Below are 14,359 nucleotides of genomic sequence, written 5' to 3'. Positions count from 1 at the left end.
TTATAAAAGATTAGTATATAACGCATAATGATTTCCGACTTCCAGGTTAATATGGATTTTATCTGGAAGCTGGAAATCTATTTGTGGTTGATGCGAAATATATGAAGATATGATATGGTTTTTATATTCAATCATTAGGAGGTGATTTGTATATGGTTATAAAATCTCTGGATATTTTTCTGTTTTTGAGTAAGCAGCATGATTTTGTCAGCAGTAAAAAAATAGCGGCACATTTTGAAGTCAGTATGCGCACTGTTAAAAGTTATATAAAAAAATTTAATATGCAGCATGGCAAAAAAATTATTATATCTACTAACAGAGGCTATAAAATTAATCCGCAATGTTCAGTAAAAAATATTTTAAGTCAGGAAAATAATGAATATACAGGTGTAAGTTCAGAGCAAAGACGTAAGTATATAATAAAAAAAATATTAATGACGCATGATAACCCTATTGATGTATTTGATTTATGTGAGGAACTGCATATAGGTTATTCTACGTTAATGGGAGATTTTTCCAAGCTCAACAAGATTTTTTCACCATATGAAGTTACTGTTTCAGTTAAAAATGAACAAGTTTATCTGCATGGACAAGAAAAAAAAGTGCGTAAAATGGTTAGCAACTGGATATACAATAATGGGAAAAACTTTTTTATGGATATTTACCAGCTGCGAACATATTTTAATAAAGTCGATATTGATGGTCTGGCCGCATTAATGCAGTCATTTTTTGTGAGTCATGATATTTATATAAATGATTTTGGTTTTAATTTTGTATTGTTGCACTTAGCGATTATGATAGATTGTAAAAAGAACAATAAAAATGTTACATTTGCGAAAAATAATAATAAGATTAGCAGTGATATGGATAACCATCTATGTGAACTTTTATGCATGAAATTACAAAATGAATTTGCTGTTTCATGGGATAAAGCAGATAGATATGATATATATCTGCTCATAAAATCAAATACGATAATATCATATCCTAAGTCGATGAAGGAGCTTGTGAATATAATAGGCAGAGAGCTTATTAATAAGATAAATCTATATATAAAATCTATTGCTAAAATGTATTTTATAGATTTGTCCAATAAGTCTTTTATTATTCCTTTTTCTCTTCATGTACGTAATCTGCTTTTCCGCATCAGAGAAAATAAAATGATCAGCAATCCTATGACCATGGTCATAAAAACAGAAAATCCTATAATATATGATATTGCTATATATGTTTCATTATGCCTTAAAAAAGATTTTCAAGTGGATATAATAGAAGATGAAACGGCTTTTTTGGCTATACACATTGCCGGTGAAATAGAAAGGCAGAATAAAACACAGGACAAACTCAATGCAGTTATCTTTTGTCCTAATTATTTGAATATAACTAATTACCTTCGAAATAAATTGATGATAAATTTTGGCAACCAGTTAAATATTGTGGACATTGCATATAATATAGATGATTTAAATAAAATGTCCTATGATATTTTATTTACGGGAATCAAATTGCCATCGGCCTATGCAAACAGGAGCGTAGTAGAAATCTTTCCCTATGCTATTGAAAATAGTCTTGGTTCTATCCAGGATGCTATTAATAATGTATGGAAAAATAGGAAAAACAGACTTTTAAAAAGATATTTTGATGAGCATTTTGAAAAAAGACTATTTTTTTCTGATATTCCTTATAATTCCAGAGAAGAAGTCATTGAATTTCTTTGCAATAACCTCAAGTTATTAAAATATGTGGAAAAGGGATTTAAGGATAACATATTCCAAAGAGAAAGAGCGGCAAATACGGCTTTTGACGGTATAGCAATACCTCATTCTGTCCAAATGGATGCAATAAAGACCTGCGTTTCTATAGTTATATCAAAAAAAGGGATAAAATGGGGCGATGATAAAAATATAGTACATGTTGTATTTTTGCTGGCGATAAACAAGATACATGTTAGAATTTTCCGAAAACTTTATGAATCACTTATTTCTATTTTTTCTACGCCACTTATGATAGAGGAACTAAAAAAATGTAATTCTTTTGAGGAATTTAAGCATTTGCTGGTGTAATATGAATTATTATATATTGAAAAAAACTTTCCGAAGCGGCATGAATATAAATTTGTTATTAAAAATATTCATGAATGGTAGGGAGGTTTTTTTTATTTATTATATTATGCTAATAAGATAGATAATCAGCAAAAAATATTATAAGGGGGACAAGATTGCTTTTAATGATAGATAACTATGATTCATTTACGTATTTATTAGGACATTATTTAAAAAATCTGACTAATGTGAATTAAAATATGCTGATGTCACATAAAAAGTCTTAGAAGGAAATCATCTGCAGTATTTAAGAAAGTTATTAGAAGGACTTCCGCCAGTGTCTTATAAAGAGTTAGCATTTATTGGTGGTGCTGTTGGATATTTTGGCTATGATATAGGATGTTTTATTGAAAATATCCCGCATATTACAATTGATGATGTAAAAATGCCGGATTGTTTTTTGGGATTTTATGATGGAATATATATATTTGATCATAAGCTGCCTATAATGTATATTGCTGTATTAGGTATAAATGGGAATTTACAGCAAAATATGTTTTTGTTACTAATTCTTTGTTGGGGATAATGCCGGTCTGCCAGATAGATGGACATGATTTTGCTGTTGCAGGAGAATTAACTGAGAAAATTAATAAATGGTTGTTCTAGCAAAAAAAGAAAGAGCTACTGGTTGAATATATGACTTTAAAAGAAGCTATGCTGTAAAATGGATTATATCAGTATAGCTTCTTAATTTTTCTTCGTGAGTAAATTTAGTTTATGTATGGGTATAGTCCATGATTTAATTTCCGTAAATAAAGTATAATGCGGCAAGTGTATATTATGCTTGTAATATTTGCCGTATTTAACCGGCAATAGTTAATCTGTGATTTTGAGTTTACATAGCTATAATGAAAGTAAAGAGGGAGATTTATGAATAGAGCAAGTAAATTAATCTTACAAATTTTGCTAAAAGCGATAGAACCAGTGACAGGGGCGGAGCTGGCAGCACAAGCAGGCTGTTCCGAAAGAAGTGTAAGAAATTATATGAAGACACTGCAAAGCATATTGGCTGATTATAATGCACATGTCAATGCTGTTCCTCATAGTGGATATATGCTGGATGCAGATGAGAATACTATGGAAGTTTTGCAAAAAGTTTTTTTTCAGGACAGATTATGGGACATGGGAGCTGATATCACTTTATTGCTGGATAAGCTTATAGAAAATGTTTTATGTGATAAGTGGATAATTCAGATAAAGTTGGCAGAGGAAACATATATGAGTGTATCAACCTTAAAACAACAGCTTAAAACTGCCGGTAAAATATTAAGGGAATATAACTTAAAGATATGTTCTTCAGTCAAAGGGGTAAAAATAGAAGGAGAAGAGAAACAGTTAAGGCGTTTTTTATTTGAATATTGCCACGATAATAAGAAATCATCTGCAGCGGTTTTTTTATTCAGAAACATTGATTGTGGCAGGCTGGATATGATTATACAGAAAAGCCTTAGTAGTCATTCTATAAAATTGACAGATAAGGCAGTAAAGGAGATACAGCTGCATATTGTAATGGCAATACAACGTTCGAAGCTGCAATGTGATTTGTTTTATACAATCAGTGAAATAAAAAATTTTATTGAACGGGTAGAGTATAGTATTGCCAGAGATATTGCCTTTTCTTTATATGATAATATGCAGATAAATCTTTCCGGTAATGAGATATATTATATTGCGCAGCACTTGATTGCTAGTAAGAAATTTTTTGCCAATATTGATAAGGTGTCGAAAAAATATGTTGGGGGAATGGTAAAACGTATTTTAATGAGATTAAAAAAGGAGTTTGCCATAGACTTTACAGCAGATGATTGTTTGGCTGATGGCTTGGCACTGCACCTGCAGGTAGCATTGAGCCGAATGAAATTTCATATGCAGGTAAAAAATGAATTACTGGAAAATATAAAGGCCGAATATCCATTAGCATTCCGCTTGGCAATAGCAGCAGGCAGCGTAATTCGCGAAATGGAAAGTATTACCGCCGATGAAGATGAAATAGGGTATATTGCTATTCATTTTGGGGCGGCGTTGAGTCGCAAGGGAATACACCAGTCTAAACTGCCTAAAAAGGTCATTATTGCTTGTGATTCAGGAATGGGGGTGGCTATATTATTGCGCAGTAAATTAAAAGAACGTTTTGGTGAGTCCATAGATGTCGAGAAAACTATTCCTGGTTATGATATCAGTGATGAACTTTTATGCAATGTGGATTATGTCATTACAACAGAACCGTTAACTAATATAAATGGTAAAAAGGTAATTTGCCTGCATAATTTATGTAATGAAGAAGATTTACAAAGGATTGAAACAAAAATGTTTCAAAGTGATGTTATTGAATCAATGCATCTGAATACATTGTTCCGCCCAGAATGGTTTTTTGTGGAAGAGCTGCCTGATAAAGTTGCTGTATTAAAATTTTTGACCAAAAAGCTTATGGAATCAGGTTATATGACTAAGAATACCAGAGATTCAGTATTTGCAAGAGAAAAAATATCTTCTACAGAGATAGGAAATCTGGTGGCATTGCCACATCCATTAGTAAATGGGCAGAAAAATTCAGCAATCGCAATCCTTGTTCTTACGAAGCCTATTCAATGGGATGATAATATGGTCCAGGTGATTTTCCTGATAAATATAGAAAAATCACTGTTGTATTTATGGAATACAATTGCAGTAAAGTTATATGACTATTTAGTAAAAAATAATGAGGTAAAAAATTTATTAAGAGAACAATCTTTTACAAAATTCTTTGATTCTTTTGTAAAAATGTTTAATTAGGTAAAGGACGTGATTGGATGAAAATTTCTTCTGAAAATATTTTTTTGGAAGTGTTTGCAGAAAATAAAGAAGAGGTATTTACCTTTTTAGCAAAGCAGGCAATGCAGCTTGGGCTTACAAAACAGCCGGATATGCTAAAGGAGGTTCTTAAAAAGCGGGAAAAGGAAATTTCTACAGGGTTACAGGATGGTTTTGCTATTCCGCATGCTAAGAGCAGTATAGTAGAACATCCTTCGCTGCTGTATGTGAGATTGAGCAAACCATTAAAATGGGACACGTTTGATGGGAGTGATGTGGTTAATATTTTGTGCCTGCTGATACCAGAAAAGCATAGCGGGAATGCACATTTGCAGATATTATCCAAATTGGCAGTATGTTTAATGGAAAAAGAATTTCGCGATGATTTAAAAAATGCACTTGACTGTAAAAAAGTAGTAAATGTTTTACAATTAAAAATGGAGGGAAAATAATGAATATTGTAGGAATAACAGCATGCCCGGCAGGATTAGCACATACGCCAATGGCAGCAAGAGCTTTAGAAAATGCTGGCGAAAAAATGAATATAAATATAAAGATAGAACAACAGGGAGCTATGGGTACAATTAATAAAATCAGTAAAGAAGAAGCAGTAAATGCCAGTTTTGTATTAATAGCATCTGACCAAAAAGTAACGGGAATGGAACGGTTTAAGGGGAAAAAAGTTATCAGGGTAGGAATTAATACGGCTTTGGCAAAACCAGAATCTGTATTGAAAAAATGCATAGCTTTATGGGAAAATAAGGAGGGATAATTTATGATAAAATTTGTTAAAGATTTAAAAATGCATTTATTGACAGGTATATCATATATGCTGCCGTTGATAATAGGGGCTTCTTTAGTTATTGCTATTCCTAAACTTATTGGCTTGGGATTTGGCATAACCAGCCTTGATCCTTATGCCAATCAAACGAAAATTTTCCTTCGGGGAAAGATGATGATGAAATAATATTGGATATAGAATAACTTAACTAAAAAATAGCAATTTTCTGTAATTAATAAGATACATTGCCTTATAGAGGGAGTCATTATGGGGAAAAAAGTACACATAATACCGCATTTTCATTGGGATAGAGAATGGTATTTTAATACATCACGGTCTAAAGTATATTTATTGAAAAACTTATCTGATGTAATGACCGTTTTGGAGAATAAACCAGATTTTAGATATTTTATAGTTGATGCGCAGGCGTCGCTGCTGGAAGATTATCTGCAGTGGAAACCGCAGGACAGAAAGAGAATAAAGAATTTAGTTGAAGCAGGAAAACTAATAATAGGACCGTGGTATACACAGACAGATTTATTGCTTATCAGCGGAGAATCTATTGTACGTAACTTACTATATGGCATTTCATATTGTAAAAAATTAGGCGGATACATGAATATTGGCTATGTACCTGATTCTTTTGGGCAAGCAGCGCAGATGCCGCAGATTTATAAAGACTTTGGCATGGATGATACAGTTTTTTGGCGGGGGGTATCAGATGATGAGGTGCAAAAGACAGATTTTTTATGGCGGGGTGATGATGGCACAGTAATTAACGCATATCAGCTTCCCTATGGATATAATATTGGTGGGAATATTCCTGAGCAGGACGATGAGCTGGAAAAATATCTACAGACTAATATCATTGAGCGTATAGGTAAGAGAGCATCAACGGATCAGTTATATTATCCAAATGGATTTGATCAGGCTCCGGTGCGTACTAATCTGCCGGAATTGATACAAAAAGCCAACAAACTTGATAAAAAAAATTTTTATGAGATAAGTTCAATAGAAAATTATGTTAAGGCTGTAAAAAAAGAGTCTCCCAGGTTAGAAGAAATTCATGGTGAACTAGTTAATGGGAAACTGATGCGGATACATAAAAGTATTTTTTCTTCCCGTCCAGATATTAAAACTTTAAATACACAGGTACAAAATTATGTGGTCAATATATTGGAACCCATTTTAAGTATAAGTAATTCCCTGGGCAATGAATATCCACAAGGCGCAGTTGACAGTATTTGGAAGTTGTTATTTGAAAATGCAGCCCATGACAGTATAGGTTCCTGTGTGAGTGATTCGACAAATGAAGATGTCTGCATGCGTTATAAACAAGCAAAGGATATTGCGGAAAATTTGACAGAAATTCATTCACGTATGATTGCTGTTAGGATAAAAAATGAGCGGGAAAAAACTCCTATTACACTGACTCTTTTTAATACTGTCCCGTATAAACGGTCAGGACTGGTGCGCGCTGAAATTTATATTACTGAAACCCCATTTTCATTAAAAGATGCCGCGGGAAATAGTCTTCCTTATACAATTTTAGGTAAAAAAGATATGACTGATTATGTATTAGCGCAAATAATAAGATTAAATCCCAGTAAAAAATGTTATATGCCGCATAGGGTGTATTTGGCAGAAATATTACTGGAAGCAGATTCACTGCCAGCAATGGGGTATAAGCAGATTTATATGGAATTAGGAAAAAACAGTGAAGCAGTGCTGAATAATAACAGTAATAAAGTAATTACTAATAAACATTATGAAATAAAAATTAATAATAATGGGTCATTGGATATTTTTGATAAAAAATCCAGCAGACTTTATAAACAACAGGCTGTAATTGAAGAAAACGGCGATGATGGAGATTCTTTTAACTATTCACCGCCGTATGAAGATATGATTATTTCATCGCTTAATGTAAAAGCTGCCTGTAAATGCAGGCACTCTGATATATATGATGAAGCTTATATTGAGTATTCTATGTTGGTTCCAGCCGATCTTAGAGAAAGGGCACAGAAAAAATGTACGGTTATCATGCCCGTAAAAATGAAAGTAAAATTAAGCCGAAACAGCCGTGTAATTGATTTTTCCCTTGAAATAGAAAATAAAGCTGAATCACATCGGTTAATAGTGAAATTTGCTACTGGTATTGCTGCTCAATTTTCTATAGCTGATCAGCAGTTTGGTTTGATACAACGACCTGTGAAGCGCCCTGAATTATCTTTGTGGGAAAAACATAAAGATGAATGGAATGAAATGCCCCTTACCATTGAACCGATGCAGTCTTTTGCTGCATTGAGTAATGAGTCCCATACCTGTGGTATTATACCCAAAGGAGTTCGTGAATATCAGATTGTCGGAAATGATTTTGACACAATTGCATTAACGCTGTTTAGAAGTTATGGATATATGGGGCGGGAAAATCTATTATACCGACCAGGACGTGCTTCAGGAGAAAAAATTATTGCAACACCGGCAGCACAACTTAAAGGCAGACGGAAATTTAATTTTTCATATTATATTTATCCGGGAAATATAAATATGAGTGATATGGCTGCTGTTGCGAAGGAAGTCCTTTCACCGATACAAGTATATGAATATGCAGATTTTTTGAATGGGCGGCTAATTTTTGTACAGGAAGATACAATAACAGATCTGCCTGATAGTTATAGCTTACTTGAGCTTAAAGGAAAGGGGGTTGTAATGAGTGCTTTAAAGAAAGCCCAGAACAGCAATAAGGTTATTTTACGATATTATAATGGACTGCTTAATGAAATAGCAGTGCCTGAATTAAATGGACTGACAAATTTTCATACTGCCAGGCTGCTTCATTTAGATGAATCAACAAATGGTAACGTTTTTATTGAACTGGATTGTAATAGCAAGGATCTGCCTAAGATCAGACATTGCAAATTTGCTACTATCGGCTTGGAATGAAGCATCTGTTGACAGGTAAAATTATTATTGCTGTTCTGGAAATATTTATATGCATGAAAACAGGAAAATATTATGAAGAAATATGTTTATGATAATATTTTACATTTGTGATAGAATATACTTTGTATATAAAAATATTATATCAAAGAGGTGCTAGTTTAATGACTCGCAGTAAACTTTCCCTGTCCTCATACATATTTGTTGGTTCTATGCTGTTTGGCTTGTTTTTTGGTGCCGGCAATCTTATTTTTCCAGTACATATGGGACAGGAAGCTGGTACAAATATCGTACCAGTAGTATTAGGTTTTCTTTTAACAGGTGTTGGACTTCCTTTTTTAGGCATAATAGCGTTAGGCGTATCACAGTGTGCTGATCTACATGAACTGTCCAGCAGAGTTCATCCAATATACGCCATTTTTTTAACAGTCCTTTTAAACTTGACAATTGGACCTATCTTTGCCCTGCCGCGTCTTGGATCAGTTTCATATGAAATTGGTTTATCCCCATTTATTGCCGCACCAAATAAAACATTGGCTTTGTTTGTTTTTACGCTAATATTTTTTTCAGTTGCTTTAATATTTTCGTTAAAACCGAATAAAATATTATTGTGGGTTGGGAAAATACTTAATCCGTTATTTTTATTATTCCTTGCCGTGTTAATAATAACAGCGTTTATTGATCCGATGGGCAGTGGAATAACTGCACCGGCACAGGGCGCATATGCTTCAAGTCCTTTTTTCCGTGGCTTTACTGAGGGTTATAATACAATGGATGCGCTTGCTTCACTTGTATTTGGCGTTATAGTAATAGATACTCTACGTGAATTAGGGTTAAAAAGTCCGCGTGATATCACCATTGGTACTTTAAAAGCCGGTATAATATCATTGGCATTAATGAGTGCAATATATGCCTGTCTTGCTTATATAGGAGCTTTCAGCACTAATAAACTTGCTATATCAGCTAACGGTGGTATTGCACTTGCCCAGATAGCTGGTTATTATTTAGGAACATCAGGAGATATCCTTTTGGCGGTAATTGTTACATTAGCTTGTTTAAAAACATCTATTGGTCTTATAACGGCATGTTCTGATATATTCCATAAAATGTTTCCGTCATTACTTAGCTATAAGAAATATGTATATCTTTTTACAATAATTTCTTTTGTAATAAGTAATGTAGGGTTAACAGCAATAATCAATCTGGCTGTTCCTGTACTGATGTTTCTATATCCCTTGTGCATAACATTGATATTGTTATCATTCTTATCACCACTATTTAATCATAGACAAATAGTATATGTGACTACTACTATTTTTACAGCAATTGCGGCCTGTGGTGATGCTTTATCCAGTATGCCTGCTGTAATAAAAAGTACTGGAATAGTGCAGTATATTTTATCTGTTTATCAATCGTTTATTCCTTTTTTCCATATAGGAATGGGGTGGACAATACCTGCTCTCATTGGATTTATCATTGGCTGTTTATTACGAACGAAGGGCAATTCATCGCAAAAAATTACAAAGGCTTACTGACTTTTATAGTATAGAATTTTAAAAATATGAAACTGTCACATGAATAACATGGACTTTATAATATATAGTTTTATTGCTGTTTCTTCAATGGATATAAAAATGGCAATTTGTATATTTATGAAGGAAAATATTTAGGTGTGGCAGTTTCGTTTTTTGCCTTAGTAGAAATTGTTTTCTTCGTTAAAAATTTCATAGCAAGTTCTTCTCTTAATCCAGGAAACTCAGTGGTTTTTTTTGCGATATTTTGTAAATATAATAAGTAGTATTTTTATTGTATTTATATTAGCTGCTACTGCAAATTAATTATTCAATATATTATCCATTAGTAAAAGGCCTGTTGCTGTACTGGATATTATCTTTACGGCATATCCTAATGCTTTTTCGTCAAAATCAAATCGCGAATCGTGATGGCCAGCGGCAAGGTCAGCTCCAATCATTATATAAGCAGCTTGTCCCCCGTTTTTTTGCACTCGTTCCATGAAATAAGAAAAATCTTCACTAGCACCAAAATCACAATTATCAACAATGGTATCAAATATATTTAAGGCGTGTGCTTCTTTTTGTATATATTGGGCTAATTCAGGTGTATTGTTGGCTCCTGCCGCTCCGCCTACTTTTTCTATTTGCACTTCAACATCATACATTTGTGCGGCAGCTTTAACTATTCTTAATGCTTCATTTTCCATATATTCGTTTATGTTACTGGTGCCACCACGTGTTTCCAATTTTATCAAGGCTTTGTCACCAATAACATTTCTGCCGCTGCCTGCTTCTATAGTACCCACGTTGATTCGTGAAACTCCTTCCGAATGGCGAGAAATAGCGTGTAAATTGAGAACTGCACAACATGCTGCTAGTAATGCATTTTTGCCTTTCTCGGGAGCTGCACCAGCATGTGCAGGAATACCTTTATAGCTTACATCGTATTTACTGGTAGCTAAAAACCCTTTTACATTACAGGCAATACTGCCAGTTTTTTTCATTTTGAAACCGAAGTGTGCGCCTAACATATAATCCACATCGTCAACATCACCATTTTCTACCATGGCTCTGGCACCGCGTACACCTTCTTCCGCAGGCTGAAAAATTAATTTTATTGTACCTTTCAGGTCATTTTTTAGTTCTGCTAATATTTCAGCTACAGCCAATCCGACTGTAGTATGCCCATCATGTCCGCAAGCATGCATAGCATTTTCATTTACAGAAGCAAAACCTTCTCTATAGGGTCGATGATCAACAGATTTAATTTCTGAAACATCATTTGAATCCATATCAAAACGTATTGCTACTATAGGACCATTAGATGAAAACTGCATTGTTGCAACAATACCGGTAAGCCCGCCGGTCATTTTTTTTACCCAATTTGCATCAGCACCCTGCTGAAGGGCTCTTTTTTGTGCTGTTTTTAATATAGATACAGCAGGAACTCCCATCATGGAAGAAGGCTTTATGGCATCTGTGCCAGTTTGTACAATATAACCTAATTCGGTTAATTCCTTTGCGACTAAAGATGCAGTACGAAATTCTGTCCAACCTGGTTCAGGATATTTATGTAGATCACGGCGTCTTTTTATTAAATCTTTTTGCATTTTATCAACTATATCGGCAATTTTTTTGTTTAACTGCATAAAATTTTTCTCCTTGTATTAAATGGTTAAAAAATATATAGTGTAATAATTTTAAGAATATTGTATCATGCATATAATCTTCAAGCAATAAAATAACATTTGCTTATATCATAAAGGTTCATTTTTCTTGTTTGTTGCTTTCTATATATAAAGTACGGATGAATTTTTTGCTGTTTATGTGCATATGGGAAATTTTTGGTTTTTCACCATGTTCTAGTCTTCGCATGAGTCCATAAATTTCACCTAAATCAAAATAGCGGGATGCATAATCGTCAAATTTGGGATTGGTACAATCTACAATACCGATAGATGCTATATTCACTGCTGCTTGGAAAATAGTACGCCGCAGCCTTTGCTCCATAGTTTTTATATCTTTCGTAGGATTTTTACTGTTATTTTCCTGTGCTAATTCGGTAAAAAGTATATTTAAAGAAGGAAATTTATCTATTCTACTGCCAATATTTTTTTCTAACCAGTTAAGTGCCAATAAAAAATCTTGTCCGCCGCATTCACCATCTATGCCAAGATCACGTAATATTATTTGGCCATTGGTAGTTATTGTATTTTTGGCAGGATATATAGAGTTATCGCTATGATGGTCAAATTTTAAAATTACATGAAGATCATTTTCAATATTATTTACGAAATTTTTTAAACAGGTATGCTCACTAACGGTGCGTATGACGCCTATAACTTCATTACGGTTGAGCGGCTTTGTTATATAATAATCTATACCAGAATTGTAAGCATTGCCGATCATATCTTTATTCTCAACTTGTGACAGCATAATTATTTTACCAGGAAAGTTTTTTTTCAGTGCCTTGGTAGTTTGTATCCCATCTCTGTCCGGCATCAGCATATCAATAATCAAAATATCTATTTTCTTCAATTTTAGAAAATCACTATCAATACCTATGGCACTGCCAACTGATTCTACTACTTCACCCAAAGCATAATCTTCAATAATATCCTGTAGCATAAAACGAGTTGCCTTATCATCATCTATTAGCATGAACCGCATAATAAATCATCCTTTTTTAGTTTATTTATGGGAATATATATAGCGCATTTAACGGTATTTATACCATTTGAACTGATAGTGGCTGTCCCCCCTAATCTTTCGGCATGGCTTTTTACATAAGATAAACCTACGCCGGCAGATGCCGCCCCATTAATATCAAATTTTGTTGTATAGCCAGCTTGAAAAACCAGATCTAATTTTTCTGTAGTAATAAAACTTCCTGTGTTAATAACACATATATATAGCATATCATTTTTATTCATTAATAATAATTTTATTGTTCCTTTTTTATTTATAGCTTCTACGGCATTGGAAATTAAGTTATTTACCAAAGATAATATTGTGTATACATGAAATGAAGGCATAGATGGCGATGTTTTTAAAGAAAAATCAATGGTTTTGCCTAAAGCTTTGGCGTAGCGTTGGTGGATATCAATGGCAAATTGTCCTATACTTTCTGCTGACATGTAATTATCTAATTTATTACTGCGATTGTCCATAAGGGTAACAAAACCAGCATATATTCGCTGGTTATCCTTTTTCATTTCATGCATAGCTCCGGCTATGGACAAAACTTTTTGTGCCATAGCTTTTTCTCTGCTGTTTGTAGCATCACGGTGTAGTTGTTCATAAACTTTGTAACAATCACGTGTTATTGTTTCAGCATTTTCCTGTGATTTATTGAGTTGTATGACTTCATTGTAAATATCAGTTATCAATAAGAGTATTCTTTCCCGTTCTTTATGTTCCTGATGCATTTTACTTTCCATAACATATATTTGCGCTAAAAAGAAAAAACTCAATATAAATAAACATCGCAGGATGGCTATTAACATTATTTTTAGCAGTATTTTAAATGTAATAATAAATATAGAGTGATGGAATAAAAAACAAACTACTGTTAATTCAGTAATACTAGCCGATATTTCAGCAAAAATTGAACAAATGACTATTTGCAAAGATTTATTATACAGACATTTTTTATCAAATCTAACAAAAATGAAACATCCAGCATAAACAAAATAATAAAAAAAAGTGGCAGCATGGGTTAAAAATGCATTTTTTATTTCTATACCGAAGCAAAAATTATCTAATAATGCTCTAAATATTACGACCGATATGCCGGTACAAACTCCTATTACAGTTAAGGAAATTTTATGGATTAGCAAGATAAACAGCAGGAAAACAGGTGAGCCTAAGCTCACCTGGAATGCAGCAAAGCAGCCGCCGAATGGATGAAGTTTTAATTCTCCTGCTAAAGGAACTAGGAAAAGCATAAGAATAAAAAGCATTAGATTGCGTTTTTGCTTTATAAACATTAATAATCTCCCCAGATTAATTTTTTTATAGAGAATATATAAGGCATATAAATTAATATGAAAAATGCATTATATTTATTCTAACATAATTAATATTTAATTTTAAAGTGATTTTATTATAAATACACTGATAAAAAATAAATATATAAATTGTCTAAATAAACTGTAGATTTATGTCGTATTTTATAGTTGTGGGAATATATATAAATGTAGCAGTATACCAATAAAAGTAAAGGAGAT

At 33.1% G+C, this 14,359-nt stretch carries 11 protein-coding genes; 8 read left to right on the top strand and 3 right to left on the bottom strand.

Annotated features, from left to right (window positions below; genetic code table 11):
* The first annotated feature begins 152 nt into the window (after positions 1-152).
* From I6760_RS01835 to brnQ, 8 genes are all read left to right on the top strand, one after another.
* Positions 153-2,063: a BglG family transcription antiterminator gene (locus I6760_RS01835; RefSeq protein ID WP_196592820.1), complete on the top strand. Its 1,911-nt coding sequence runs from the start codon at positions 153-155 to the stop codon at positions 2,061-2,063.
* Between the two features lie 277 nt (positions 2,064-2,340).
* Positions 2,341-2,628, top strand: a complete 288-nt coding sequence (locus tag I6760_RS01830) for a hypothetical protein (protein WP_196594717.1) — start codon at positions 2,341-2,343, stop codon at positions 2,626-2,628.
* A 344-nt stretch (positions 2,629-2,972) separates the two neighbouring features.
* Positions 2,973-4,874: a BglG family transcription antiterminator gene (locus I6760_RS01825; RefSeq protein WP_196592818.1), complete on the top strand. Its 1,902-nt coding sequence runs from the start codon at positions 2,973-2,975 to the stop codon at positions 4,872-4,874.
* 17 nt (positions 4,875-4,891) lie between these two features.
* Positions 4,892-5,344 (top strand): PTS sugar transporter subunit IIA, encoded by a 453-nt coding sequence (locus I6760_RS01820; protein WP_196592817.1) that lies wholly within the window; start codon positions 4,892-4,894, stop codon positions 5,342-5,344.
* Positions 5,344-5,664 (top strand): PTS fructose transporter subunit IIB, encoded by a 321-nt coding sequence (locus tag I6760_RS01815; RefSeq protein ID WP_196592816.1) that lies wholly within the window; start codon positions 5,344-5,346, stop codon positions 5,662-5,664. The genes I6760_RS01820 and I6760_RS01815 overlap by 1 nt, the downstream gene beginning before the upstream one ends.
* Before the next feature lie 3 nt (positions 5,665-5,667).
* A complete protein-coding gene (locus I6760_RS01810; RefSeq protein ID WP_196592815.1) occupies positions 5,668-5,859 on the top strand; it encodes a hypothetical protein in 192 nt (63 codons plus the stop codon).
* Positions 5,860-5,940: 81 nt separating this feature from the next.
* Complete coding sequence (gene mngB, locus I6760_RS01805) at positions 5,941-8,619, top strand: mannosylglycerate hydrolase (protein WP_196592814.1); 2,679 nt, start codon at positions 5,941-5,943, stop codon at positions 8,617-8,619.
* A gap of 161 nt (positions 8,620-8,780) precedes the next feature.
* A complete protein-coding gene (brnQ, locus tag I6760_RS01800) occupies positions 8,781-10,151 on the top strand; it encodes a branched-chain amino acid transport system II carrier protein (RefSeq protein ID WP_196592813.1) in 1,371 nt (456 codons plus the stop codon).
* 299 nt (positions 10,152-10,450) lie between these two features.
* Here the strand turns inward: brnQ and I6760_RS01795 are convergent, their stop codons facing one another.
* The 3 genes from I6760_RS01795 to I6760_RS01785 all read right to left on the bottom strand — a co-directional run bounded on the left by I6760_RS01795 (position 10,451) and on the right by I6760_RS01785 (position 14,119).
* Positions 10,451-11,779 carry an amidohydrolase gene (locus tag I6760_RS01795; protein WP_196592812.1) on the bottom strand — a complete coding sequence of 443 codons (1,329 nt, stop codon included), beginning with the start codon at positions 11,777-11,779 and terminating at the stop codon, positions 10,451-10,453.
* A 118-nt stretch (positions 11,780-11,897) separates the two neighbouring features.
* The gene (locus I6760_RS01790) at positions 11,898-12,800 is read right to left on the bottom strand and encodes a DNA-binding domain-containing protein (RefSeq protein WP_196592811.1); all 903 of its coding nucleotides are present in this window, start codon (positions 12,798-12,800) and stop codon (positions 11,898-11,900) included.
* On the bottom strand, positions 12,785-14,119 hold the full coding sequence (locus I6760_RS01785; RefSeq protein ID WP_196592810.1) for a sensor histidine kinase: 1,335 nt from the start codon (positions 14,117-14,119) through the stop codon (positions 12,785-12,787). The genes I6760_RS01790 and I6760_RS01785 overlap by 16 nt, the downstream gene beginning before the upstream one ends.
* Between the last annotated feature and the right edge of the window lie 240 nt (positions 14,120-14,359).

This window comes from Pectinatus sottacetonis (assembly GCF_015732155.1).
In the GTDB taxonomy this organism is placed as follows: Bacteria; Bacillota; Negativicutes; order Selenomonadales; family Selenomonadaceae; genus Pectinatus; species Pectinatus sottacetonis.
Note: the sequence above shows the minus strand (reverse complement) of the source record. Positions and strands in the feature narration are given on the sequence as shown.